Below are 24,205 nucleotides of genomic sequence, written 5' to 3' on the forward strand. Positions count from 1 at the left end.
AGATCATATGGCACGCAAGGAATTTGGGGTGGTGGGCCTGGGCAAGTTCGGCCTGAGCCTGGCCCAGTCCCTCATGAGGCACGGGCAGCAGGTCGTGGGCCTGGACAGCGACCAGGAGAAGGTCAAGGCCGCGGCCGAGACCCTGACCCACGCCTACCAGGCCGAGGCCGTGGACAAGACGGCCCTGCAGCAGCTGGGTTTCGGCGAGTTGCCCGAGGTCATCGTCAGCACGGGGCATTCCATGGAGGCGAGCATCCTCGTCACCCTGTTCCTGAAGGAGCTGGGCTGCCGCAGTGTCACGGTCAAGGCCATCAGTCACGACCACGAGAAGGTGCTGCGCAAGGTCGGGGCCGACTCGGTCATCTTCCCCGAACGCTACGCCGCCGAGCAGTTGGCCGCCAAACTGGCCGTGCCGGGCCTCATCGACTACCTGCCGCTGGGCACCAACGTCGTCTTGAAGCAGCTGGTGGTCGACAAGTGGGCCGGCAAGAACCTGCGCGAACTGAACCTGACCAACGCCTACGGTATCCAGGTCGTGGCCGTGCGGGCGGCTGAAGAGCAGCAGTTCGTGTTTGTGCCCAAGGCCGACGCGGCCCTGCGGAAAGGGGATACGCTGGCGGTTATCGGGCGGGGGGAGAGTTTGGAGGGGCTGGTTTCTTAAGAGGCTGCGATGAATGGACGAAATGGACTTTGTGGACGAAATGGACGGGAGGGGCTGGGGATATGGCGCGAGTGCAGATTGAGCTGCCGCAGGCGTGGCTTTTCCGGGCGCGGCTGGCGGTGCGGGTTTCGGACGTGAATTACGGCGGGCACCTTGGCAACGACCGGGTGCTGGGGCTGGCCCACGAGGCGCGGGTCATGTGGCTGTCGTCCCTGGGGCTGTCCGAGAAGGACGTGGGCGGGGCAGGGCTGATCATGGCCGACGCGGCGCTGGTTTTCCGGGCCGAGGCCTTCCTGGGCGACGAGCTGGACGTGGACCTGGGCGTGGCGGAGGTGCGTCGGTCGGGTTTCGAGCTGGTCTATCGTCTGGTCCGCGCTTGCGACGGGGCCGAAATCGCGCTGGTCAAGACGGGCATGGTCTGTTTCGACTACGCGGCGCGCAAAGTGGCGCGGGTTCCCGAGAGTTTCGCCCGGCTGCTTGGGGCCCAGGCGTGATGCGCTGCCGGATCAGCCACAAGCTTTTCCTGTCCGACATGCCCGAGTCCGTGAAGGACGCGGTCATGGCCGAGCTGACTTTGGAGAACCCCAAGTGGCTCGAAAACCTGAAGATGGGCCGCACCAATTTCCGCGTCTCCCGGCACCTCAAATTCTATTCGGCCCGCAAGTGCGGCGGGCTCATCGTGCCGCGCGGCTACGGCGAGCGCCTGGCGCGCATCTGCGCTGATCAGGGCGAGGCGGTCGAGTACGAGGACGAGCGCCGCAGCCTGCCCGAGGTGGACTTTTCTTTTTCCGGGGAGTTGCGCCCCTACCAGCGCACGGCCTGCGAGGCCATGCTGCGCCGCCGCTTCGGCACCCTGTGCGCGCCGACCGGGGCGGGCAAGACCGTCTGCGGCCTGTCCCTCATAGCCAGCCGCCGTCAGCCGGCCCTGATCATCGTGCACACCCGCGACCTGGCCATGCAGTGGGTGGAGCGCATCGAGCAGTTCCTGGGCATCCCGGCCCGGGAGGTCGGCATGATCGGCAGCGGCAGGAGCCGCGTGGGCGAGCGCGTCACCGTGGCCACGGTCCAGTCGGTCTACGCCAGGGCCAAGGAGCTCAAGAAACGCGTCGGGCATCTGGTGGTCGACGAGTGCCACCGCGCCCCCAGCCGAACGTTCACTACCGCGGTAACGGCCTTCGACAGCGCCTACAGCCTGGGCCTCTCGGCCACGCCGTATCGGCGCGACGGACTGACGCAGCTCATCTTCTGGCACCTGGGCGCCATGCACGCCCGCATCGACGGTGAAGACCTGATGGACAGCGGGGCCATCCTGCGCCCCGAGATTTGCGTCAGGCCCACGGAATTCTTCACCCGCCGGGACCCTTCGGAGGAATACGCCCTCATCATCGCCGACCTGACCGAGGACTTGGAGCGCAATACCCTCATCGTCGACGAGGTGGAGCGGGAAATCCGCGCCGGAAGCGGGGTGGCCCTGGTGCTGTCCGACCGCAAAGGGCACTGCCGCGCGCTGCAGGCCATGCTGGCCCAGCGCCACGGCATCGAAGGCACCGTGCTGACGGGCGACACGCCCCTGGCAGAGCGCAAGAGTCTCGTCGGCCGCATCCAGGACGGCCGCGAAAAGGTCGTCTTCGCCACGGGCCAGCTCATCGGCGAAGGCTTCGACGCCAGCAACCTGACCTCCCTCTTCCTGGCCACGCCCGTAAAATTCAGCGGCCGCCTCATCCAGTACCTGGGGCGTGTGCTGCGGCCTTCCATCGGAAAAGCTCAACCAAAAGTTTATGATTTCGTGGATTCACGGGTGGGGGTTCTGGACGCCGCGGCGCGGGCGCGGGCCGCTGTCTATGACGAGATTTTCTCGGCCTAGACGGTCCCGCACCGCCGCGTTGACTTGGGATGGGGCACGGTAACCGAAAGGCGTTGTCCGTTGCGGACCTTCATTACGGATATGGCGGCGGTGGGTAATCATCCCCGTTTGGCGGGCACGAAAAATGCCGAGCCCTGCCACCTTGAACCGATCCGCAGAATTCTCCAAGGATGAGAGACGACGGTGTCCTATCCAACGCGATAGGGCTTCAGCCATTTATCCCTAATGAGGATTCATGGACCCCGCACCAGACGCCTTTGCTTCGACAATCCGGGCCCTTCCGGACAAGATTCTGGAAATCCGTGGACAACGGGTCTTGCTCGATGCCGATCTGGCCGAACTCTTCGGGGTGCTGACCAAGCGCTTCAACGAGCAGGTCAGACGCAACTTTGAGCGTTTTCCCGCGGATTTCATGTTCACGTTGACGGAGCAGGAAAAAGCCGAGGTGGTCGCAAATTGCGGCCACCTCGCAAAATTGAGGTTTTCGCCGTTCCTGCCCCGCGCCTTCACCGAGCACGGCGCTATCATGGCGGCCACGGTGCTCAACTCCCCGCGGGCTGTCGAGATGAGCGTGTACATCGTGCGGGCTTTCGTCAGGTTCCGCGAGATGTTGTCCTCACATCGTGAACTGTCTGCGAAACTCGGGGAACTCGAAGCGCGTCTGGATGACCATGACCAGGCCATCGGCGGCCTGATCCGTGCCATAAAAGCGCTTATGGAGCCCGAAGCGCCGCGCAAGCGTCCCATCGGGTACATCACTGACGCCGGAGATCGTCCACGAACAGGTGACGGCTCTCGTCAATCCATGGTCAGTGAGAAACCATGAACACAAATTGTGACGCCCTCGCTTCGACAATACATGCCCTTCCGGACTAGATTCTGGAAATCCGTGGACAACGTGTCTTGCTCGATGCCGATCTGGCCGGACTCTTCGGGGTGCCGACCAAACGGTTCAACGAGCAGGTCGGACGCAACCTGGAAAAGTATCCGTCGGATTTTATGTTTGTCCTACAAAACAGGCGTTTATAAACTTGAGATCGCAATTTGCGACCACAAGTGGCGGGCATGGCGGTCGGCGGTACAGCCCCCGCGCCTTCACCGAGCACGGTGCCATCATGGCTGCCAAGGTGCTCAACTCCCCTCGGGCCGTCGAAATGAGCGTGTACATCGTGCGGGCTTTCGTCAGGTTCCGCGAGATGTTGTCCTCACATCGTGAACTGTCTGCGAAACTCGGGGAACTCGAAGCGCGTCTGGATGACCATGACCAGGCCATCGGCGGCCTGATCCGTGCCATAAAAGCGCTTATGGAGCCCGAAGCGCCGCGCAAGCGTCCCATCGGGTATATCAGGGGTTCCGAAGACTGAAGCCTGCCCCGGCGCCTTGGATTCTGTCGGCCAGAATCTCCATGTAAAACACCTCGAATTCCGCCATTTCCATGTCCCCCCGCCGCAGCCACTCGGCCAGCCAGGCCGTGCGCAGTGCCAGGGTCCAGGTCGGTAGATAAGCTTCCAATTCCTCGTCGAGCAATCCTTCATTCCGTGCAGTTTCCAAGAATGCGCGGACGAATGCCCCGTCCAGGGCCTCCTCGTCCTCGCTGCCCACGCAGCCAAGGATCAGGGCAAGGTCGTGCAGGGCGCACTTGGGGCCGCAGAACTCCCAGTCAATGGCCGCCAGAATGCGGTCCTGGCCCCAGATGACGTTCAAAGGGTGCGGGTCGCCATGGCAGAAGACGGTCGGCAGATCGCCGCATGCATTCAGGCTGCGGTCCAACAGGGAGAATATCGCGGCTAGCCGGCCGTGAATCTGCGGATGCATGAGGCGGGTGTCGGCCTCGATGCGTAGGGCGTAGGCGCGCAGGTCGAAGGGCGGTTCTTCCGTGGCCAAGCTCCCGGCCACCCGTCGCATTTCCGCCAGGTAGCGGGCCAGCGCCTCGCCGCGCCAGGCATCGCGCCAGTACGAGTCGCGGTCCAGAGGCACGCCGTCGAGAAACGGAGACAGCTGCCAATGGCGCTCCTGCGCGTGCTGGGTGGTTAAGCCGTCATTTCCGGGCAAGGGTGCGGCAACCGCCAGGCCGCGGCGGGACAGGTGCGCCAGTCGCGCGGCAATGGCGGACTTGCGGGCCAGGCAGTCTGTGTCGAGCTCTTCCAGAAGCCAGTCCGCCGCGCCGGCCCGGACCACGACGCGGTCCAGGCAGCGTTCGGGGCTGCCCTGGATGGGTATTTCGGGTCTGGCGCACTCCAGGCGCAGATCCCACGCAGAGAGGATGGTGTTCAGGAAACCAGGGTTGAGGTTCATGCAGGACAAGCGGCAGCGCTCACCACTTGCGGTTCATGTAGCGGATGACGAGGAAGGCCAGGACGGCGATGACCACCGTCATGGCCAGGAGCAGCCCGAAGATGTCGGTGCTCTTGCCCACGAAGCGCAGAGCTCCCATGGTCAGCACGCCGACGAAGCCGCCGATCCAGAGCAGTGCGTTTTGCTTTTTCAAGGTAAACCTTCTTTGCGGGGCGAACACCATTGCTCAGCGCTGGTCCCGGTTGACCGCACTACATAGGGCGCTTTGTTCTCGTTGAGGCGATCGATCCAATAGCCCGGCCTGCGCCTCATATTGGCCACCGCCACGATTTCGAGATGGTCGAGCCGAACATGGTAGATGATGCAAAATGGAAAGCGCTTGGTGCGACAACGACGGGTGCGGGTCGTAAAGGGGCTCCATGCCGATGGATTCATTGTCAGGCGGTTTACTGTAGCGAGGACTTCATCCAAGAATGCAACCCCCAGGCCGGGTTCGCATTCTTCATAGTACTCGACCGCGTGCACCAGTTCGGCGCGTGCAAGAGGGTGGAAGCTGACGTTCATCTGCCAAGGCGTTGTCGAATGTCGGCAAAGACCTCCGCACCGGGAATAGATTGCACCTGGCCTGCATTCAGATCGTCGATCCGCCGTTCCGCCTCGACTGCCCATGCCTGTTCGATTTTTTTGTCGTCGGGGGCGTTGAGGCTTTCAAGGATCGTTTCGGCAATTCGTATCCGGTCCTCGCATGGCAGGGACAGGATTTCTTCCGTCAGTTTCGCGGGTGTCGTCATCGGTAAGCCCTCCAGTGACCCGTGGAGCGGGACACGAAATCCGTGTTGTCTTTGCGCTGGCTACCGTGGTCGTTGTGACAAATCAAGTCGGTCGCGTTGTCGGCCTCGGGACTGGTCTGCAAATGAAAAGGGCAGGTGCGATCCGGCTGATCGCACCTGCCCACGATAACGAAACGCCGGGTGTTCTAGTGGTCGGCCGGCTGGTTGGTCAGGCCCATGGTTTCGAGAAGGTGGAAGATGATGGACATGATCATGCCCACCACGGTGCCCAGGGCCATGCCCTTGAGCTGGACCGTGCCGATGCTCACGGCCGTGCCGCTCAGGCCGACGATGAGGACGATGGCGGTCAGGATCAGGTTGGCCGGCTTGGAGTAGTCGACCTTGGACTCCACCAGCATGCGAATGCCTGAGGCGGCGATGACGCCGAAGAGCAGGATGCAGATGCCGCCCATGACCGGGGTGGGGATGGACTGGATGAAGGCCGAGAGCTTGCCGACGAAGGCCAGGCAGATGGAGATGACGGCTGCCCCGCCGATGACCCACACGGAGTAGACGCGGGTGATGGCCATGACGCCGATGTTTTCGCCGTAGGTCGTGACCGGCACCGAGCCCATGAAGCCCGACAGGGTCGTGGAGATGCCGTCGCCCAGGAGCGAGCGATGCAGGCCCGGGTCCTTGGTCAGTTCGCGGCCGACGATGTTGCCCGTGACCACGAGGTGTCCGATGTGCTCGGAGATGACTACCAGGGAGGCCGGGATGATGATCAGGATCTTGTCCCAGTCGAAGGCCGGGGTGTAGATCGTCGGCATGGCGAAGACCGGGGCGGCCGAGATGAGGTCGAAGTTGACCATGCCCATGGCTATGGACACGCCGTAGCCGACGATGATGCCGATCAGGACCGGGATGACGGCCATGAACCCCTTGAAGACGATGGAGCCGAAGGCCACCACCAGCAGGGTGACCATGGACACGATGATGGAGTTCATGTCGTAGACTCCGGCCTTGTCGGGCATGATGCCGGCCATGCCCGTGGCCACGCCGGCCAGTTCCAGGCCGATGAGGGCCACGATGGGGCCCATGGTGGCCGGCGGCAGCACGACCTTGATCCAGTCGGAGCCGAACTTGCCGATGATCAGCGCCACGGCGCAGAAGATCAGGCCCGAGACGATGAACCCGCCCAATGCGTAGGGATAGTTGCCGCCCCACATGGCCGCGTCGGCGCCCAGCACCACGAAGACAGGGGACAGGAAGGCGAAGCTCGAACCCAGGAATGCCGGCGCCTTGCCCTTGCACAGGAAGAGGTAGATGAGCGTGCCGATGCCGTTCATGAGCAGCACGATGGCCGGGTCGATCTTGAACAGGGTCGGGACCAGCACCGAGGCCCCGAACATGGCGAAGAGATGCTGCAAACTGAGTGGGATTCCCTGAAGAAGCGGTACCTTTTCCTCGACCTGAATGATTCTTCTGCTCATGAAATATTCCTTGATGGATGATGTGTTGCAAGGCCAAATGGGCCCGTCCCGCGCACACGCCGCAGGGTCTGCCGCGCAGACCCCAAATCTGCAGTTTCGTACATGCAGAGCCGTGGGTGGTCAAGAACGTCGTCGGGTGGCGGGGAATGTCAGTCCGTGACGGGACTCAGCAAGCGCCGTACGCACGCCATATGGCGAGGGTCGGGATGGCTTGGATCCTGGATGCGGCCGATGACGCCGTGGACACGTCGGCCCGAGAAAAGCTCGATGGCTTTGCAGTTCTCGATGCGGTCGGTTTCGGCTACGGCCTCTGTCGGGTCCAGCAGCACCGCGCCCAGGCAGCCCGCGCCGCGTGCGGCGATGGCCTCGAAGGTCAGCAGGGAGTGGTTGATGGTGCCAAGCCCGGCCCGGCCGGCTACGAGGATCGATGACCGTGTCGTCAGGGCCAGGTCGAGCATGGTCTTGTCCACCGTGATCGGCACCAGGATGCCGCCTGCTCCTTCGACAACCACCGTGTCGTGTCGTGCGGCGTAGCCGGTGATGAAATCGACCAGGGCCTTGAAGTCTACCGGATCTCCGGCGAAGAGGGGGGCCTTGGGCAGGGGTCGGAGGCTGTGGATGCAGTCCGCGGGCTTCATGCCGGCGGGCAGCCCCCCTGGCAGATGGCGGTGCAGGAAGGCCGGGTCGGAATCCGCACCCGGGTCGACGCAGCCCGTCTGCACGGGCTTGAGATACACGGCGTCCCGGCCCGCTAGGGCACGCATGACCAGGAGGCTCAGCACGGTCTTGCCGACGTCCGTGTCCGTGCCGGTGATGAAGATGACTTTTCCGGGACGCGTCATGCCTCGTCCCCCAGGCTGGCGACCAGGGCGTCGCGCAGCGTGCGCACATGTTCCAGCGTGTGCAGCCCGGTCAGGTTGACGCGCAGGATGGCCTGGCCCAGGGGCACGGTCGGGTAGCGCGCGGCAAAGGCGAGCACGCCGCGGCTGCGCAGGGCCTCGGCCAGACGGGCGCATCGGGCCTCGTCGCCGACTTCCAGGGCAAGGATGTGGGCCTCGCCACGCACCGGGAGGACGCTGCCCAGGATTGACCGGGCTTCATTCCCCAACTGCCGCAGTCGTTTTCGGGCCTCGTCCGCGGCGGCGACCCGCTCCAGCATGGCCAGCACCATGTCCCCGTGCCAGGGCGGCAGGGCCGTGGTGTAGATGAAGCCCTGACCGAAATGGACGAGATGGTCGCGCACGGCATCCGGGCAGAGGATGAAGGCCCCGAACAGCCCGAAGGCCTTGCCCAGGGTGCCCACGGCCACGTCGGCCACGTCCCGCGCCAGCCCCCGGCCGCCGTCGCCCAGAACGCCGAAGGCATGGGCCTCATCCACGACGCACAGGAATTCGAATTCATCCTTGAGCCGCTTGAGCGCCCCGAAGTCCGGGCTGTCCCCGTCCATGCTGAACAGGGACTCGGTCAGCACGGCCTGCACCGGGTGCGCCCGCAGAATCTTCTCCAGATGGCCCATCCGGTTGTGCCGGAAGGTGTGGAAGGAGGCCCGGCTGTGGCGAGCGCCGGCCACGGTGCTGGCGTGGGCGCGCTTGTCGAGGGCCAGGGTGTCCTTATCGTTGAAGATGGTGGCCAGCAGGGTCAGGTTGGCCAGGAAGCCGCTGCCCAGGATCAGGCAGGATTCATATCCGAAATACGCGGCCAGGGCTTTTTCGGCCGCCAGGGTCGAGGCCGCCGTGCCCGTGACCAGGCGCGAGGAGCCCGAACCGCAGCCCTGCAGGCGGCAGAGATCGGCCAGATGCGCGCGCATGTTCCGGTCCTGGGCCAGGCCCAGGAAGTCGTTGGAGGAGAAGTCCAGGAGTTCTCGTCCTTCCACCACTGCGAAGGCGCCGCGGTGTTCGGACACGGCCAGGAGTTCCCGGCCCAGGCCGGCTGCCTTGCGGGCTTCCACGTCGGCGCGCAGTCTGCTCAGGAGCGGGTGCATAGGGCCTCGAAGCGCTGACGGAAAAAGGTGTCGGGAGACGCCAGGGGTGTATGCCCCATGAGCATCCGGCAGGTCGGAACGCCGTCCGTGACGACGTCGTAGGCGGCCCCGGCTGAGGTTTCGGCGACGAGGGTGGCGCGGATGGTCAGCGGGCTGCGGCCCAGCCCCGGGTCATGGACAAGGTCTGAGACGGAAGCGAGGAATGCGCGGACTGCGAAGTCGTGGCGGCGGCGCAGGTGCAGCCCGCAGGCCTGGGCCAGGGCTTCCAGGGCCAGATAGGGCGGCAGTTCGGCCGCGGTCCGGGCCACGATTTCCCGCTCGTCGCATGAAACGACGGCATCCAAGGCCATGGTAGGGTCGAAGGCGGAAAAGTCGGCATCGGGCGCGTCCTCAACCCTAGACGCTGCATGGCGTGCATCCGGACTCATGCCACATCCTTCCCGGTCTTGAATTCCTTGAGGCCCAGACAGGCGTTCTGCCCGCCGAAGCCGAAGCTCTGCAGGAGCAGGTTTTTCGGCCGCAGGGCCATGGGCCTGCGGAGCATGGGGAGGTCCGGCCAGGCCGGGTTTTCGAGGTTGGCGATGGACGGAAAACGGCCGGCCTCGGCGCAGACCAGGCCCACGGCCAGTTCCGCCGCCCCGCAGGCCGAGGCCAGGTGCCCCATGCGGGATTTGAAGGCGCACACGGCCCGGGCGTAGGGAACGGTCCCGGACAGGACGGCGGCCTCGGCTTCGTCGTTGAGGACCGTGCCCGTGCCGTGGGCCAGGACGCAGAGGTCCCGGGTGCCGAGCTTCTCCAGGCAGTGCCGCACGGCCCTGGCGGCCGACGTTCCCGCGGGGTCCGGACCCGTCAGGCTGCCCCCGTCCAGGGACGAGGATGCGCCGACGACCTCGGCCAGAACTTTCGCCCCCCGCGCCGTGGCGTGCTCCAGGCTCTCCAGGATGAACATGGCCGCGCCCTCGCCGATGGCGAAGCCTGAGCGGTCGCGGTCGAAGGGGCGGCAGGCCTCCTCGGGCCGCACGAAATCCGTGGCCAGCACGCCGGCCTGGCGGTAGGCCCGCACGCCCTCGGGCGACAGGCGCGAGTCGCCGCCGCCGGCCAGGGCCACGTCGGCCAGGCCCGCGGCCACGGTCCGGAACGCCTGGCCCAGGGCCTGGGTGGAGCCCGCGCAGGCCGTCATGACCGTCAGGTTCTCGCCGTGCAGACCGAGTGTCTCGGCCAGGGTCGCGGCCAGGGTGTTGGGCAGGCAGTCCAGCAGCCACAGGGCCTTGTCCTCGCGCGGGACCGCCTGGAGGTTCGGCCCCAGGCCCAGAAAGAGTCCGGCGCGGTCCAGATGCTGCGGGCCCAAGGCAGCTTCAGCCACGGCGCGCACGGCCGCGGCCAGGCACAGTTGCTGGCCGCGAGTCAGGTAGCGGGCGTTCTTGCAGCGGCCCACGTGGGACCGCAGGTCGAAACCGGCCACGGGGCAAACGGACACGTGCCTGTCCCCGGCCCAGCGTTCGAAGGGGCCGTGCGGTTCTTCCAGGGCGGCCAGGACCTCCCCGGATGTCGAACCCAGGGGCAGGATGAAGCCGCCGGCCGTGATGACCACCCGGCGGGCCATCAGTCCTCCGCTTCCCCAGCGTGGTCGGCGGCGTAGGCGGCCAGGTCGCGGACCTTGATCACGGGCCCGGCCTCGCGGTCGGCCAGGATTTCGGCGATGCGGGCGCGGTCCAGGTGCGGGTACTCGGCGGCCATGGCCTCCTCGGGGGCCTTGCCCGCCTTGGCGGCGCGGGCCAGGACCTGGCGCATGTTCTTCAGGAACAGGGTGTCGTCGTCGACCTCCATGTCCAGGCGGTGCTGCATGGCCACGCCGATTTCGAGCAGGTCGATGGACTCGGCCCGCAGGTCGCGCACGACGTAGGTCTCGGGCGTGATCTGGGCCGGGTCCAGGTCGAGGATGTCGGCCAGAATGCCGGTGATGGAAGCCGTGATGTTATCGAGGTTGCTCATAGGTATTTCTGCGCCGTCAGACCGGCGTCCATGGTGATGGTTGTACAGGTCAGGGCCAGGGCCTGGTCCGAAAGGAGAAAAAGGAGCGTCGAGGCGGCCTGCTCCAGGCTCACAACCTTGCCGCCGAGGTTCTGCCGCCTGTCACATTCGTCCAGGAAGCGCTTGCCCCGGCCGGCGTCAACGAGACCCAGGCGCAGGCTGACGGAGGTCACGCCGCGCGCCCCCAGCTCCAGCCCCAGGCTCTGGTACAGCCCCTCGGCCGCGCGCTTGGCCGCGCCGTAGAAGGCCTGGCCCGGCGCGGGCAGGGCCGCGGCCGTGGACGAGACGAAGACGAGCCGTCCGAAGCGGCGGGGCAGCATGGACCGGGTCGCGGCCCGCAACAGGCGCAGACGGCCGGAAATATGCGCTTCGAGGTAGCCCTCGGCCTCGTCGCCCGCGGCTGCCGCCAAGCCTTCGAGGTCGCCCTGGGCCAGGTCCACGAGGTAGTCGACGCCTGCGTCCAGGATAGGGGCGAGACCCGCGAAATCGCGTTCGCCCAGGTCCAGACGGGGGCTTGCCAGCTCCGGAAAGCGCCGGGCCACGGCCGCGCGACCCGCTTCCGAGACGTGGGTCGGGATCACGGTCACCCCTTCCTCCCGCAGCAGGGCGGTCAGGGCCAGGCCCATGTCGCTCCCGCCGCCGAGGATGAGGGCCGTGCGGCCGCGAAAGGAGAGCTTCACGTCTCGATCCTCCCCCGGGCGAAGACGGTTTCGCCCTGGTTCAGGGTGCAGGCGAACTCCCCGCCGCGGTCCTCGATGCGCAGTTCGTACGCGCCGGGCGCGGCGAAGCGGGCAAAGGAGAAGCGCCGGACCGTCAGGGGCCCGGCATGGCCGAGGCGCGCGCGCACGGCCTCCAGGCACAGTCCCATGATCAGCGTGCCAGGCACTACGGGGTTGCCGGGGAAGTGCCCGTTGAAGCAGGCGTCGTCCGGGGCGAAGGACACGGGCAGGGTCAGCCTCCCGGCCGCCTTCAGATCCATGAGCCCTGCTCCAGCATGCGCGTGTCGGCGTCCAGGTCCCGGCCGCGGGTGGTCAGGTAGTTGCCGATCATCATGCCGTTGGCCCCGGCCAGGGGCAGCCAGGACTGGTAGTCGCCCAGGACCTTCTCGCGCCCGCCGGCCACGGTGATGTCCACATCTGGCAGCATCAGCCGGAAGAGCGCCACGGACTTGAGGGCGTCGTGGGGCGTCAGCAGCTCCATGTCCTGCAGGGGCGTGCCCGGGATGGGGTTCAGGAAATTGAGCGGCACCGTGTCGACCTTAAGTTCCGCCAGGGTCGCGGCCAGTTCGATGCGCTGGTCCCAGGACTCGCCCAGGCCCAGGATGCCGCCCGAGCAGACCTGCAGGCCATGCTCCCTGGCCAGCAGCACGGTTTCGATGTCCTGGTCGTACTCGTGGGTCGTGCAGATGGCCGGGAAGTGCGAGCGGGCCGTCTCCAGGTTGTGGTGATAGCGGGACAGGCCCGCGTCGACCAGGCGGCGCACGTACTCCGGCGTCAGCAGGCCCAGGGAGGCGCTCAACCCCAGATCCGTGCGCCGTCGCAGTTCCCGCAGGCAGGCGCAGACGCGTTCGATCTCGTCCTCGGCCAGGCGCAGGCCGCTGGTCACGATGGAGTAGCAGGAGGCCCCGGCCGCGTGCATGGCCAGGCCGCGCTCCACCAGGTCCTCCAGCGGGAGCAGGGGGTGCGTCGGGCTGCCGGTGCGATAGTGGCCGCTCTGCGCGCAGAAGGCGCAGTCCTGGGAGCAGGTCCCGGACTTGGCGTTGATGATGGAGCAGGTGAAGGACACGCGGCCCCTGGCCTTCATGACCGCGTTGGCGGCGAAGAGCAGGCCGGTGGTGTGTTCCCGGCCGAGGGCGGCCAGAGCGCGGCCGTCATCCTGCGTCAGGGCTCCGCCCTGGAGGATGCGGTCGAGAAGGGTGCTGACGAGTGGGTTGAGCATGGTGTTTCCGTGAGAGGCGGCAGTATTCGGGGCATTTCGCCTTGTCAAATGCCGTGAGACGTTTCAGCGCGATGCAACGGGCGCTTTGACCTCACCGGCTGATTAAGCTACCGAGCACGTGTCATGAATGCAAAGAAAAATTCCGATCCGATCCCGCCGGACTATTCGTCCGTACAGTGGGTTGCCGCCTCCCTGGACAGCCAGCACCCGGCCGACACGGCCGACGAGCTGGAAAACCTGTCCCTGGCCGAGCAGCTCGAGTACATCCGGGAGATGGACGTGGAGGACGCCTCCGAGTCCATCACGGAGATGGAACGCCACGAGCGAAACCTCCTCATGAGCCGCCTCTCGCCGTCCTTCGCCGCGGCCATCCTGGAGGCCATGTCCCCGGACGACGCCGCGGACATCCTCGAAGACCTCGACGACGACGTCCGGGTCCGCATCTTCAAGAAGCTCGAACGCGAGGACGCCGAGGAGATCTCCGACCTGCTCCAGTTCGACCCGGACTCGGCCGGCGGCGTCATGAACACGGAGATCCTGGCCCTGGACCAGTCCATGAACGCCCAGCAGGCCATCAACCTCATCCGCGAGCGAGTCGAGGAGACGGAGATCCCCTATTACGCCTACATCGTCGATGAGTACCGCCACCTCAAGGGCGTGGTCTCCCTGCGCGACCTGCTGCTGAGCCCCGGCCGCACCCTGCTCAAGGACCTCCTGGGCGACCAGAACCTCATCTACGTCCCCTTCGATACGGACAAGGAGGAGGTGGCCCGCCTCATCAGCCGCTACAACTTCCTGGCCCTGCCCGTCGTCGACCACGAACAGCGCCTGCTGGGCATGGTCACCGTCGACGACGTCATCGACATCATCCAGGACGAGGCCAGCGAGGACATGCAGTCCATGGTCGGCGCCGGTCGGGACGAAACCGTGGACTCGCCCTGGACCTATTCCCTGCGCATGCGCCTGCCCTGGCTGGTCATGAACGTCCTCAACTCGGCCATTTCGGCCTTCGTCGTGCACCTCTTCGAAGGCACCATCGCCCAGATGGCCCTGCTGGCCGCCCTCATGCCCATCGTGGCCAACCAGGCCGGCAACACGGGCCAGCAGGCCCTGGCCGTCATGATCCGGCAGCTGGCCATGGAACGGTTCAACCGCAAAAAGAGCTGGGTGGCCGTGCTGCGCGAGGCCAAGATCGGCACGGCCAACGGCCTCATCGTCGGCGTGCTCGTTTTCGCCGGCCTGTTCGCCTGGACCCGCAACCTCGGGCTGGCCTCGGTCATGGCCGTGGCCCTGGGCCTGGACATGCTCATCGGCGCCGTGGCCGGCGCCTCCATCCCCCTCGTGCTCAAGGAGATCGGCCGCGACCCGGCCCAGGCCTCGAGCATCTTCCTGACCACCCTCACCGACAGCCTCGGGTTCTTCACGTTTCTGGGCCTGGCGGCCCTGTTCCTGTTCTGATGTTGCGACAGCGTTGAGGACGCGGGGCACCGCCCCGCACCCCGCAAGGGGCGCGCCCCTTGACCCGCGTGTTGAGGCGTTAAGGTTTCCGCGTGCTCGCGTTCGGTGCCGTTCCGGGCCGGGCCCGTCTACTGTCCGACCGATGATTGCAACAGGGGAAAGAAGGAGAAGGTGAAGCTTGGCCGTCAGGATGATCTTTCATGAGGCGGCGAAGCACCGCCGTCCAGATGGGATCGAAGGCGCGGTGAAAGCGTCGAGAATTGATTGTGGCAAGGCGCGAGGCGCTTTTCGAGGGTGAAGTGTAGCCGTCTACATGAGCCCTCGAAAAGCGGTGAAGCAACGCAGTACAATCAATTCTCGGCGCTTTCACTCTTCGGGCTCGACGGCGTCCATGAGATCGATGGTCAGACGCAAAAAGTCCGCCTCGGTGATGATGCCGCACAGGGTGGCGTCGCAGACTACGGGCAGGCAACCGTATTTCTCCTCCAGCAGGAGTCTGGCCGCCTCCTTGAGGGACAGGTCGGGGCTGACCGTGACCACGTCGGTCTGCATGATCTCCGTGATGGGGATGCCGGCCTCGATTTCGTCCTGGGTCTCGCGGTCGATGCCCGCCAGTTCGGAGATGGTCGCAGCCAGGATGTCGCGGTGGGTCAGCAGGCCCGCGAAGCGGCCCGCGTCGTCGACGATGGGGATGTGGCGGATGCGGGCCAGGTTCATGAGGTCCTTGGCCGCGCTCAGGCTGTCGTGCTGGTTGAGGGTGAAGACGTCCTTGGTCATGATATTTTTCACCTGGAACATGGCGTACTCCTTTTTTCCCATTCTTCGCCGATTCGATCGGCTGGTGCAAGAAAAAGGTTTGCAGCGGGGTTCCATGGGCCTTGCGGGGACGCACGAGTTGACTTGGTGGGTGAAATCTGGTTTGCATCGAGCGTTTAGGCAATGATTTCCAATGAATCGAAGCGTCCGGGGGGATGAGGGAACTTGAAGGGTCTAGTTCGCAATCGCGAGAGGATGGTGCGGGAGCAGATCGAGGCTCGCGGGATCACGGACGAGCGCGTGCTCTCGGTCATGCGTCAGGTCCCCAGGCACCTCTTCGTCGACGAGGCCCTGCAGGTCCAGGCCTACGGCGACCATCCCGTCCCCATCGGCCTGGGCCAGACCCTGTCCCAGCCGTACATCGTGGCCCTCATGACCTCGCTCCTGGTGGTCCGCCCCCAGATGCGCATCCTTGAGATCGGCACCGGCTCGGGGTACCAGGCGGCCATCCTGGCGGCCATGGGTGCCGAGGTCTTCACCGTGGAGCGCATCAAGCAGCTCTACATGACGGCCCGCACAAGGCTTCTGGACATGCGGTACTTCAACGTCCGGGTCAAACTGGACGACGGCACCATGGGCTGGCCGGAGCTTGGCCCCTTCGACCGCATCATCGTCACGGCCGGGGGGCCCGAGGTCCCGCAGCCTCTCCTGGATCAGCTGACGGACCCGGGTATCATGGTCATCCCCGTGGGGCGGGCCAAGCGGGAACAGCGTCTTCTGCGCATCTTCAAGAAGGAGGGCCGCATTCATCAGGAGGACCACGGCTCCGTGGCCTTCGTGGATCTGGTCGGCTCCCACGGTTGGAAAGTCTGAAGCGGCCCCGCCCCGGACGCCGCCTTTTTTATCGAGAACGAAAAGCCCTTTCCGGCCCCGCGCGGCGGGACGGCGGGCGAAGATACACCCGGAGGGAACATGTCTTCCAAGTCTTCCTGCTCGAGCTGTTCGAGCAAGCAGAACCTGGGCACCATCCAGGACAGCCCCGAGTCCAAGATGGAACGCCAGGACAAGGTCATCGCCAGCACCCTGTCCAAGATCAAGTACAAGCTCTTCGTCATGAGCGGCAAGGGCGGCGTGGGCAAGAGCTCCGTGTCGACAAACCTGGCCGCAGGCCTGGCCCTGCGCGGCTACAAGGTGGGCCTGCTGGACGTCGACATCCACGGCCCCAGCGTCCCGCACCTGCTGGGCCTCAAGGGCCTGCTGGACATCGACCCCGAGAAGGGCATCCAGCCCAAGCGCTACAGCGAGAACCTGTCCGTGGTGTCCATGGAGTCGCTGCTCAAGGACCCGGACCAGGCCGTGTTGTGGAAGGGCCCCATGAAGACCTCGGCAATCCGCCAGTTCGTGTCCGACGTGGACTGGGGGGAGCTTGACTTCCTGGTCATCGACTCGCCTCCTGGCACCGGCGACGAGCCCATGGCGGTGCTGAAGACCGTGCCCGACGCCCTGAGCATAGTCATTACCACGCCCCAAGAAATTTCTTTGGCAGACGTGAGAAAATCGATTAATTTCCTGCAGTACGTGAAGGCGAACATTCTCGGCGTGGTAGAGAACATGAGCGGGCTCATCTGTCCGCACTGTTCGCAGCAGATCGATCTGTTCAAGAAGGGCGGGGGAGAGGAGCTGGCCAAGAAGTACTCGCTGGAGTTCCTGGGCGCCATCCCCCTTGATCCGGCCACGGTGGTCGCCGGAGACCTGGGCAAGCCCGTGGTCATGCTCGATGTCGACTGCCCGGCCAAGCGGGCGCTGCTGGCCCTGGCCGACCGCGTCGTCGAGGCCGCCCGCAACAGCCTGGAGGCGGTCTCAAGCAGCCACGTCTGAAAATGAGGTGACGGTGGGCGTATGAAGCATGTCGTGGCGGTTTCCCTCTTCCTGATGCTCCTCTGGCCCGGCGCGGACGCGCTGGCCAAGGGCATCTATTACATGGTCAAGGAAGACGGTTCCCTGTGCATCACGGACATCCCGACGTCCAAGCGCTTCAAGCCCTACAAGTTTCAGAAGTCCATCAACTACATCCGCAGGGCCCTGGTCGGCTTCAAGCGCGACAAGCGCACCGTGCAGGAGGTGGACGCCATCGTTTCCGGCCTTTGCCGCAAGCACGGCGTGGACAAGAAACTCGTCATGGCCGTCATCGACGTGGAGTCCGGGTTCAACGCCGGCGCCGTGTCCACGGCCGGGGCCCAGGGCATGATGCAGATCATGCCCGAGACGGGCCGGGACCTTGACCTCGAAAACCCCTTCGACCCGAAGGAAAATATCGACGCCGGCATCCGCTACCTGAAGCAGTTGCTCGATACGTTCCCCGACAGGAGGCTGGCCGTGGCCGCCTACAATGCGGGACCCAACGCGGTGAAGAAATACGGAGGCATTCCTCCGTATGCCGAAACACAAAACTATGTACAAAAAGTCTGGGCCCGGCTCCAGCATTACGAATAGACAGAGATGATGAACCTACCCAATGCCCTCACCCTGTTTCGTGTCCTGGCGGTGCCGTTCATCGTCGCCCTGCTGTATTTTCCCGGCCCCACGACCTGCACTCTGGCCATGCTGCTCTTCCTCGTGGCCATCCTGACGGACCTGGCCGACGGCTTCCTGGCCCGCAAGTACAATCAGGTCACCAACTTCGGGAAATTTCTCGACCCCCTGGCAGACAAGATCCTCATCGCCTCGGTCCTGGTCATGCTCGTTGAGCTGAACTGGGTTTCGGCCTGGGTGGCCATCATCATCATCGTGCGTGAGCTCCTCGTCACTGGCCTGCGGGCCATCGCCGCGGACAAGGGGCACGTCATCGCCGCCGACAAATACGGCAAGCTCAAGACCATCATGCAGAGCGTCGCCCTGGTTCCTCTCATCTATCACTATCCGGTGTTCGGCATTAACGTCGCCTGGCTCGGGTCCGGATTGCTTTTTGTGGCCGTCCTGCTGACGATTTATTCCGGTTGGAACTATCTGTACGGCTTTTACCGGGTTTGGGGAGACTGAAGTTTTGCGTTCCGTTTTGCGGATTTTTCCTGTACAAGCCTACTCGACTGGGTGTTTTTGAAGGCCGCGGGCACGACACAATCACTTTTCCGGAATGCCGCATTTCGTGAACAACTCCTCGTGATGGGGGTATAAATGGCTCAAATCGATGCTTTTTTCAAGATGATGCATGAACTGGGGGCCTCGGACCTCCATCTTTCCTCCGGTTCGCAGCCCATCATCCGCCTGCATGGAGAAATGCAGCGCATCAAATACAAGTTTCTGGAGCATGAAGAACTGAAGAAGATGCTCTACGAAATCACCCCCGAGAACAAGATCAAGACCTTCGAAGAGTCCGGCGACGTGGACTTCTCTTACGAGGTTCCGCATCTGGCCCGCTACCGCGCCAACTTCTTCATGCAGAAGCGCGGCATCGGCGCGGTCTTCCGCGAGATTCCGCAGAAGATTCTGTCCCTGGACGAACTGGGTCTGCCCTCGGTTCTCAAGAACCTGGCCCTGCTGCCCAAGGGCCTGGTCCTGGTCACGGGCCCCACGGGCTCGGGCAAGTCCACGACACTGGCGGCCCTGGTGGACTACGTGAACAAGATCCGCAAGGACCACATCCTGACCATCGAAGACCCCATCGAGTTCGTGCACGAGCCACAGAACTGCCTCATCAACCAGCGCGAGGTCGGGCGCGACACCATGAGCTTCAGCGCGGCCCTGCGCGGCGCCCTGCGCGAGGACCCGGACATCATCCTGGTCGGCGAAATGCGCGACCTCGAGACCATCCAGTTGGCCCTGGAAGCGGCCGAGACGGGTCACCTCGTCTTCGCCACCCTGCACACCATCTCTGCCTCCAAGACCATCGACCGCATCATCGAGGTCTTCCCCGGCGACCTGCAGGGGCAGATCCGCTCGGGCCTGGCCGACTCCCTGCGGGCCATCATCGCCCAGAACCTGTTCAAGCGCATCGACCAGCCGGGACGCGTGGCCGGCATCGAGGTCCTCATCGCCACGCCGGCCGTGCGCAACCTCATCCGCGAGAACAAGATCTTCCAGATCAACTCCGTCATCGAGACGGGACGCAAGTTCGGCATGCAGAGCATTGACGACGCCATCATGAAGCTCCTGACGGCCGGCATGATCGACCCCGAGCAGGCCTACAACAAGGCCGCCACCAAGTCCAAGTTCCGCGAGTTCCTGGTCAGCCCGCCCCAAGACTTCACCGAGGTGTAACATGCAACGCGCGCATCTTGACCACATCCTGCATCAGGTGCTGGACTTCTCGCCCGACACTTCAGACATCATCTTCACCGTCAACAAGCCGGTGCAGGCCGAAGTCCACGGCGAACTCGTGGACGCGAAGATCACGCCCAACCCGGGGCCGCTGCTGCCGTTCCAGGTCGAGGCCGTGGCCATGTGCCTCATGGGCCGCAACCTGCGCCTCTACGAGGACCAGCTCTCCCGCGGTTCCTGCGATCTGTCCTACGAGCTGCCCGGGCGCTGCCGATTCCGCGTCAACGTGCTGGGGCAGAAAGGCTCCCTGGCCATCGTCATGCGCAAGCTGACCTCCGTGGTCCCGACCATCAAGGAGTTGGCCCTGCCCGACGTCTTCTACCGGATGTCCAAGGAGAAGTTCGGCCTGATCCTGGTCACGGGCGCCACGGGCACCGGCAAGACCACGTCCCTGGCCGCCCTCATCGACAACATCAACCTGATGTACCGCAAGCACATAGTGACCCTCGAAGACCCCATCGAATACGTGCACGAGCACAAGCTGGGCACCGTCAACCAGCGCGAACTGGGGCTCGACTTCGACACCTTCGCCTCGGGCCTGCGCGCGGCCCTGCGTCAGGCGCCCAAGGTCATCCTGGTCGGCGAAATCCGCGACCGCGAGACCATCACCATCGCCCTGGAGGCGGCCGAGACGGGCCACCTGGTGCTCGGCACCCTGCACACCTCGGACACGGGTCAGACCATCAACCGCATCATCGGCATGTTCGAGCTGGCCGAGGAGCGCCTCATCCGCTCGCGCCTCATGGAGAGCCTCAAGTACGTAGTGTCCCAGCGCCTCCTGCCGCGCATCGGCGGCGGTCGTGTGCCGGCCTTCGAGATCCTCAAGTCCAACCTGCGGGTCAAGGAGTGCATCCTGAACGGCGAGAGCGAGGACAAGACCTTCTACGGCATCGTCGAGTCCGGCGACGCCTACGGCATGGTCACCTTCGACAAGTACCTGGCCAACCTCTTCTACGAGAACATCATCACCGAGGACTCGGCCATGACCTACGCCTCGGACAAGTCGCGGCTGGCCCAGATGCTCGACAAGATCAAGACGGCGCGCGGCGAGAAGGTCACGGACATCGAGGGCCTGGAGCTCGACCACGAATACGAACGCAAGACGTCCCTTTTCTAGGGGGGTGGGAACCATGGAGATCAGCTGCACATCCTGTAATTCGACGTTCGTCATCCCCGACGACCGCATCCCCGAGACCCGGAAGTTCAAGCTCAACTGTCCCAAGTGCCGCGAGCCCATCCTCGTGGACCAGGACGCCATGGAAGAGAAGGTCGTCGCCCCTGAGCACTTTCCCCATGACGCCGTTGTGGCCTTCGTCTTCGTCAAGAACCAGGACCTGGCCGGTCGCATCGGCCAGTTTCTCAAGGGACGCGGCATCTTCGTCTCCGAGGCCCGGTTCATCCATGAAGCCGTGGACAAGGTCCGCATCAACTACTACAATATTCTGATTCTCGAAGAGTCCGAGGAAAGCAAGTCCATCCTGGCCATCGTCAGGAAATGGAACGGTATCAGGCGCCGGGAGGTCAACATCGTCCTCGTCGGGGCCAAATGCCAGAGCATGCACCCCAACGAGGCCTTCCTGCGCGGCGTGAACACGGTCATCGGCGCGGCCGACGGCGAGCGGATCGAAAACTTCCTCGATCTGGCCTTGGGCGAATACGACAACTACATCGAACCATGGACCGAGGCGGGCAGGAAGCTTCGCCAGAAAGGTTAGGACATGATCCGGGACAAGAGCAAGATACTCCTTTTCGCCCTGTGCTTGGTCAACATCTTCATGGTGTTCAAGATCTTCGACGAGGAGAGCGGAATCCCCGCCTACAAGGACCTGCGCCTCAAGATCGAGGGCGTGCAGGCCTCCATTGACGACATCGACGCCCAGAACCGCCAGCTGAGTTCCGAAATCCGGGTGCTCAAGCGGGACGAGAAGTATGTCCAGCGCCTCATCAAGAGGGAGCTGTGCTATGTCGCCGATAACGAAATCATGTACATCGTGAAATGAATATGAACGACACCCTCGCCCTTTTCGACGAGCTCCTGGAGCACGACTCCGGGTCCAAAATATTCTTCCCCCTGGCCCGCCTGTACCGCAAGCAGGGTCACACCCGGAGGGCCATCGAGATCGTGCAGCGGGGCGTCGAGCACCACCCCGATTACCTCGAAGCCCAGCTCTATCTCATCGACCTGCTCTGCGAGGAAGGGGAGGAGGGCGCCGCCGTCGGCAGGGCCCAGACCATCCTCGCCAAGCTGCTGTCCTACGAGAAGTTCTGGCTGCGGCTGCGAGAGCATTTTCTCAAGTCGGGGCAGACGGACCTCGCCATGGCCGCCTTCGTCCTGGAGCGCAACTCCCACGGTGAAAGCGTGGATCTGGCCAAGCTTCTGACCTGCGGCATCGGCCACTATTCCGAAGTCCTGGCCGCAAGCGACGTTCCGGTGGAGCCCGAGAAGGATCTCGACGCGGAGGAGGTCGCCCAGTTCTGCATAAATTCCGGCATCAAGACCAAGACCATGGCCAAGCTCCTCTCTGCCCAGGGCGAGTACGAACAGGCCATCAAAATCTACGACGACCTGCTGGAGGCCGCTTCCACGGACGCGGAGCGCGCCGAGCTCGGCGCCCTGCGCGACAAGGCCTACGCGGAGCTCGGCAGCGTCCCGGACCCCGAGGCCGAGAAGCACAACAAGCTCTTCCTTGTCCTCAACTCCCTGGCGGACCGGCTTGAGCAGAAGTTCGCCCCCGACGCCGTCGGGAACGGGTAGGCAGGTTGCCCCTTGATTCTTTTCCGGCCGGACTATAGGTCCTGTCTGGGCCCTGTGCATGGCCTCCGATCGCTGGTCGTGTCCGTTCAATCCCAATCGATTTCGAGAGAATCCATGAAAAAACAGCTTGTTCTTTGCGGTCTTCTTTTTCTTGTGGCCTGCACCCCGGTGAAGACGACGAGGGAGTATTACGAAGACTACGTCAATCCCAAACCAAGCATCGATTACGAGCAGACGGTCACGACGGATCTGCCGTCCGAGTTCCTTGACGACTACTACACCATCGACAGCAAGATCGTCCGTCTCGTCGACCAGATCGAGCTCATGGATTTCCAGCTCGACCCTGCCTGGATCGAGCAGCAGAAGGCCGTGCAGCCCTGGATCAGGCATATGGCCGTTCTGGACGGCGAACAGCTCTTCCTGGCCGGCGACGACACCCTCGGGTTCGACCCGCAGCTGCGCGAGAGTGTCGTGGAGCTTGGCAAGGAGCCCAAGCGGCGTCTCATCCACAACGCCGACCGGGTCATCCTCGTCCACGTGGGCGCCGTCGGCAACGACAGCCTGCGCACGACCCTGGTCGAGGTGGATATGGATCTCCTGACGGCCGAGATCCGCGAACGCAAGACCTCGCTCTTCACCGGCGACAAGGTCTACGGTCAGGCCTCGGGACTGCCCGCCGAAGCCCTGCTGCCCATCACCAAGTCTTCCCGCTATTCGGGCAGCCGCGACGCGGGTGATGTGGACGTGTACTGGGTTCGGAGCATGGCCTCCGACAATCTCATTTACATCTATCCCAACTGAGGCATCGCTATGCGCCAGGTAACGGTTGTCGAGCACCTGCTGCTCAGCCAGAAGGAGAGGCCCATGGCCTCGGGCCGGTTCACCCGGCTCCTTACGGAACTCATCCTGTCGGCCAAGATCATCGACCGCGAGGTCTCCAAGGCCGGCCTGCTCGACGTTCTCGGGGCCACGGGCGAAGTCAACGTCCAGGGCGAGATCGTGCAGAAGCTCGACGACTTCGCCAACCAGGTCATCATCCGCCGCATGGAGCGGGCCGGGGTGCTCTGCGCCATGGTCTCCGAGGAGAACGCCGATTTCATCGAGATTCCCCGGCAGTTCCCCGTGGGCGACTACATCCTGATCTTCGACCCCCTGGACGGTTCGGCCAACATCGACGCCAACGTGAGCATCGGCACCATCTTCAGCATCTACCGCCGCACGTCCTACACCCAGCAGGCCGTGACCCTGGACGAGATTCTGCAGAAGGGCGCCATGCAGGTTGCCGCCGGGTACATGATCTACGGCTCCTCGACCATGATGGTCTACACGGCCGGCAACGGCGTGCACGGCTTCACCCTGGACCCGAGCGTGGGCGAGTTCCTGCTGTCCCACCCGAATATCCAGATCCCGGAGCAGGGGCGCATCTATTCCGTCAACGAGGGATACTGGTCCTATTGGGACGAGCCCACTCGGCGCATCGTCAACCACTTCAAGTCCGACGAGAACGCCCTCGGGCGCCCTTACAGCCTGCGCTACATCGGCTCCCTGGTCTCGGATTTCCACCGAAACCTGATCTACGGCGGCATCTTCATGTACCCGGCCGACCACCGCGACCCGCGCAAGCCCAAAGGCAAGCTCAGGCTCATGTGCGAGGCCAACCCCATGGCCATGATCATCGAGCAGGCGGGCGGCATGGCCGTGGACGGGACGCGGCGCATCCTCGACATCGAGCCCGAGGAGCTGCACCAGCGCGTGCCGCTCTTCGTGGGATCGAAGAAGGATGTCGAGGTCGTTCTCCAATACTACCGCGAAGCGGGGGACGACCGCCCATAATTCATTCTGGACTGCGTTGCTGCAGCCGTTTTGGCGGGCTCATGTAGTCGGCT

At 64.3% G+C, this 24,205-nt stretch carries 31 protein-coding genes and 1 pseudogene; 18 read left to right on the forward strand and 14 right to left on the reverse strand.

Annotation, left to right across the window (positions count from 1 at the left end; translation table 11 throughout):
* Window positions 1-7 precede the first annotated feature (7 nt).
* The 6 genes and pseudogenes from ACZ5AC_RS06180 to ACZ5AC_RS06205 all read left to right on the forward strand — a co-directional run bounded on the left by ACZ5AC_RS06180 (window position 8) and on the right by ACZ5AC_RS06205 (window position 3,889).
* On the forward strand, window positions 8-661 hold the full coding sequence (locus ACZ5AC_RS06180) for a potassium channel family protein (protein ID WP_464250081.1): 654 nt from the start codon (window positions 8-10) through the stop codon (window positions 659-661).
* 62 nt (window positions 662-723) lie between these two features.
* Window positions 724-1,155 (forward strand): acyl-CoA thioesterase, encoded by a 432-nt coding sequence (locus ACZ5AC_RS06185; protein WP_464250082.1) that lies wholly within the window; start codon window positions 724-726, stop codon window positions 1,153-1,155.
* Window positions 1,155-2,525: a DEAD/DEAH box helicase gene (locus ACZ5AC_RS06190; protein ID WP_464250083.1), complete on the forward strand. Its 1,371-nt coding sequence runs from the start codon at window positions 1,155-1,157 to the stop codon at window positions 2,523-2,525. Before ACZ5AC_RS06185 ends, ACZ5AC_RS06190 begins: the two co-directional genes overlap by 1 nt.
* 235 nt (window positions 2,526-2,760) lie before the next feature.
* Window positions 2,761-3,351, forward strand: coding sequence for an ORF6N domain-containing protein (locus ACZ5AC_RS06195; RefSeq protein WP_464250084.1), 591 nt, complete (start codon window positions 2,761-2,763; stop codon window positions 3,349-3,351).
* A gap of 110 nt (window positions 3,352-3,461) precedes the next feature.
* Window positions 3,462-3,595 (forward strand): annotated as a pseudogene (locus ACZ5AC_RS06200) (ORF6N domain-containing protein); the annotation flags it as partial.
* 45 nt (window positions 3,596-3,640) lie between these two features.
* Window positions 3,641-3,889: a hypothetical protein gene (locus ACZ5AC_RS06205; RefSeq protein ID WP_464250643.1), complete on the forward strand. Its 249-nt coding sequence runs from the start codon at window positions 3,641-3,643 to the stop codon at window positions 3,887-3,889.
* Here the strand turns inward: ACZ5AC_RS06205 and ACZ5AC_RS06210 are convergent.
* The 13 genes from ACZ5AC_RS06210 to bioB form a co-directional block, all read right to left on the reverse strand.
* Entirely contained in the window at window positions 3,870-4,820 is a 951-nt protein-coding gene (locus ACZ5AC_RS06210; protein ID WP_464250085.1) for a phosphotransferase enzyme family protein, read from the reverse strand. The genes ACZ5AC_RS06205 and ACZ5AC_RS06210 overlap by 20 nt on opposite strands.
* A 19-nt stretch (window positions 4,821-4,839) precedes the next feature.
* Window positions 4,840-5,013 carry a hypothetical protein gene (locus ACZ5AC_RS06215; protein ID WP_464250086.1) on the reverse strand — a complete coding sequence of 58 codons (174 nt, stop codon included), beginning with the start codon at window positions 5,011-5,013 and terminating at the stop codon, window positions 4,840-4,842.
* Complete coding sequence (locus ACZ5AC_RS06220; protein WP_464250087.1) at window positions 5,010-5,384, reverse strand: type II toxin-antitoxin system RelE/ParE family toxin; 375 nt, start codon at window positions 5,382-5,384, stop codon at window positions 5,010-5,012. Before ACZ5AC_RS06220 ends, ACZ5AC_RS06215 begins: the two co-directional genes overlap by 4 nt.
* Entirely contained in the window at window positions 5,381-5,611 is a 231-nt protein-coding gene (locus tag ACZ5AC_RS06225) for an addiction module protein (RefSeq protein WP_464250088.1), read from the reverse strand. The genes ACZ5AC_RS06220 and ACZ5AC_RS06225 overlap by 4 nt, the downstream gene beginning before the upstream one ends.
* 185 nt (window positions 5,612-5,796) lie before the next feature.
* On the reverse strand, window positions 5,797-7,083 hold the full coding sequence (gene uraA / locus ACZ5AC_RS06230; RefSeq protein ID WP_464250089.1) for a uracil permease: 1,287 nt from the start codon (window positions 7,081-7,083) through the stop codon (window positions 5,797-5,799).
* A 149-nt stretch (window positions 7,084-7,232) separates the two neighbouring features.
* The gene (gene bioD / locus ACZ5AC_RS06235) at window positions 7,233-7,925 is read right to left on the reverse strand and encodes a dethiobiotin synthase (protein WP_464250090.1); all 693 of its coding nucleotides are present in this window, start codon (window positions 7,923-7,925) and stop codon (window positions 7,233-7,235) included.
* Window positions 7,922-9,064 carry an aminotransferase class I/II-fold pyridoxal phosphate-dependent enzyme gene (locus tag ACZ5AC_RS06240; protein WP_464250091.1) on the reverse strand — a complete coding sequence of 381 codons (1,143 nt, stop codon included), beginning with the start codon at window positions 9,062-9,064 and terminating at the stop codon, window positions 7,922-7,924. The genes bioD and ACZ5AC_RS06240 overlap by 4 nt, the downstream gene beginning before the upstream one ends.
* The gene (locus ACZ5AC_RS06245; RefSeq protein ID WP_464250092.1) at window positions 9,049-9,492 is read right to left on the reverse strand and encodes a hypothetical protein; all 444 of its coding nucleotides are present in this window, start codon (window positions 9,490-9,492) and stop codon (window positions 9,049-9,051) included. Before ACZ5AC_RS06245 ends, ACZ5AC_RS06240 begins: the two co-directional genes overlap by 16 nt.
* Window positions 9,489-10,667 carry a beta-ketoacyl-[acyl-carrier-protein] synthase family protein gene (locus tag ACZ5AC_RS06250; protein WP_464250093.1) on the reverse strand — a complete coding sequence of 393 codons (1,179 nt, stop codon included), beginning with the start codon at window positions 10,665-10,667 and terminating at the stop codon, window positions 9,489-9,491. The genes ACZ5AC_RS06245 and ACZ5AC_RS06250 overlap by 4 nt, the downstream gene beginning before the upstream one ends.
* Entirely contained in the window at window positions 10,667-11,056 is a 390-nt protein-coding gene (locus ACZ5AC_RS06255) for a phosphopantetheine-binding protein (protein ID WP_464250094.1), read from the reverse strand. Before ACZ5AC_RS06255 ends, ACZ5AC_RS06250 begins: the two co-directional genes overlap by 1 nt.
* Window positions 11,053-11,775, reverse strand: a complete 723-nt coding sequence (locus tag ACZ5AC_RS06260; RefSeq protein WP_464250095.1) for an SDR family NAD(P)-dependent oxidoreductase — start codon at window positions 11,773-11,775, stop codon at window positions 11,053-11,055. Before ACZ5AC_RS06260 ends, ACZ5AC_RS06255 begins: the two co-directional genes overlap by 4 nt.
* Complete coding sequence (locus tag ACZ5AC_RS06265; protein ID WP_464250096.1) at window positions 11,772-12,074, reverse strand: ApeI family dehydratase; 303 nt, start codon at window positions 12,072-12,074, stop codon at window positions 11,772-11,774. The genes ACZ5AC_RS06260 and ACZ5AC_RS06265 overlap by 4 nt, the downstream gene beginning before the upstream one ends.
* A complete protein-coding gene (gene bioB / locus ACZ5AC_RS06270) occupies window positions 12,065-13,033 on the reverse strand; it encodes a biotin synthase BioB (RefSeq protein WP_464250097.1) in 969 nt (322 codons plus the stop codon). Before bioB ends, ACZ5AC_RS06265 begins: the two co-directional genes overlap by 10 nt.
* A 123-nt stretch (window positions 13,034-13,156) precedes the next feature.
* Here bioB and mgtE point away from each other — a divergent pair, with 123 nt between their 5' ends.
* A complete protein-coding gene (gene mgtE / locus ACZ5AC_RS06275; protein WP_464250098.1) occupies window positions 13,157-14,491 on the forward strand; it encodes a magnesium transporter in 1,335 nt (444 codons plus the stop codon).
* Between the two features lie 366 nt (window positions 14,492-14,857).
* Here the strand turns inward: mgtE and ACZ5AC_RS06280 are convergent, their stop codons facing one another.
* Entirely contained in the window at window positions 14,858-15,289 is a 432-nt protein-coding gene (locus tag ACZ5AC_RS06280; RefSeq protein WP_464250099.1) for a CBS domain-containing protein, read from the reverse strand.
* Window positions 15,290-15,502: 213 nt separating this feature from the next.
* On the opposite strand from ACZ5AC_RS06280, the gene ACZ5AC_RS06285 reads away from it, so the two are divergent.
* The 11 genes from ACZ5AC_RS06285 (at window position 15,503) to fbp (ending at window position 24,152) form a co-directional block, all read left to right on the forward strand.
* Window positions 15,503-16,120, forward strand: a complete 618-nt coding sequence (locus tag ACZ5AC_RS06285) for a protein-L-isoaspartate(D-aspartate) O-methyltransferase (RefSeq protein WP_464250602.1) — start codon at window positions 15,503-15,505, stop codon at window positions 16,118-16,120.
* Window positions 16,121-16,219: 99 nt separating this feature from the next.
* The gene (locus ACZ5AC_RS06290) at window positions 16,220-17,125 is read left to right on the forward strand and encodes a P-loop NTPase (protein ID WP_464250100.1); all 906 of its coding nucleotides are present in this window, start codon (window positions 16,220-16,222) and stop codon (window positions 17,123-17,125) included.
* 21 nt (window positions 17,126-17,146) lie between these two features.
* Entirely contained in the window at window positions 17,147-17,740 is a 594-nt protein-coding gene (locus ACZ5AC_RS06295; protein ID WP_464250101.1) for a lytic transglycosylase domain-containing protein, read from the forward strand.
* Window positions 17,741-17,746: 6 nt separating this feature from the next.
* Window positions 17,747-18,286, forward strand: a complete 540-nt coding sequence (pgsA, locus tag ACZ5AC_RS06300; protein ID WP_464250102.1) for a CDP-diacylglycerol--glycerol-3-phosphate 3-phosphatidyltransferase — start codon at window positions 17,747-17,749, stop codon at window positions 18,284-18,286.
* A 135-nt stretch (window positions 18,287-18,421) separates the two neighbouring features.
* Window positions 18,422-19,504 (forward strand): type IV pilus twitching motility protein PilT, encoded by a 1,083-nt coding sequence (locus tag ACZ5AC_RS06305; RefSeq protein ID WP_464250103.1) that lies wholly within the window; start codon window positions 18,422-18,424, stop codon window positions 19,502-19,504.
* A 1-nt stretch (window position 19,505) separates the two neighbouring features.
* Window positions 19,506-20,681 (forward strand): type IV pilus twitching motility protein PilT, encoded by a 1,176-nt coding sequence (locus ACZ5AC_RS06310; protein WP_464250104.1) that lies wholly within the window; start codon window positions 19,506-19,508, stop codon window positions 20,679-20,681.
* 13 nt (window positions 20,682-20,694) lie between these two features.
* Window positions 20,695-21,279, forward strand: a complete 585-nt coding sequence (locus ACZ5AC_RS06315) for a zinc-ribbon domain-containing protein (RefSeq protein ID WP_464250105.1) — start codon at window positions 20,695-20,697, stop codon at window positions 21,277-21,279.
* Between the two features lie 3 nt (window positions 21,280-21,282).
* Window positions 21,283-21,564, forward strand: a complete 282-nt coding sequence (locus ACZ5AC_RS06320; RefSeq protein WP_464250106.1) for an FtsB family cell division protein — start codon at window positions 21,283-21,285, stop codon at window positions 21,562-21,564.
* Window positions 21,565-21,566: 2 nt separating this feature from the next.
* Window positions 21,567-22,319, forward strand: a complete 753-nt coding sequence (locus ACZ5AC_RS06325; protein ID WP_464250107.1) for a tetratricopeptide repeat protein — start codon at window positions 21,567-21,569, stop codon at window positions 22,317-22,319.
* Between the two features lie 114 nt (window positions 22,320-22,433).
* Complete coding sequence (locus tag ACZ5AC_RS06330) at window positions 22,434-23,120, forward strand: hypothetical protein (protein WP_464250108.1); 687 nt, start codon at window positions 22,434-22,436, stop codon at window positions 23,118-23,120.
* Between the two features lie 9 nt (window positions 23,121-23,129).
* Entirely contained in the window at window positions 23,130-24,152 is a 1,023-nt protein-coding gene (gene fbp, locus ACZ5AC_RS06335) for a class 1 fructose-bisphosphatase (protein WP_464250109.1), read from the forward strand.
* Window positions 24,153-24,205: the final 53 nt, after the last annotated feature.

This window comes from Desulfomicrobium aestuarii (assembly GCF_055385525.1).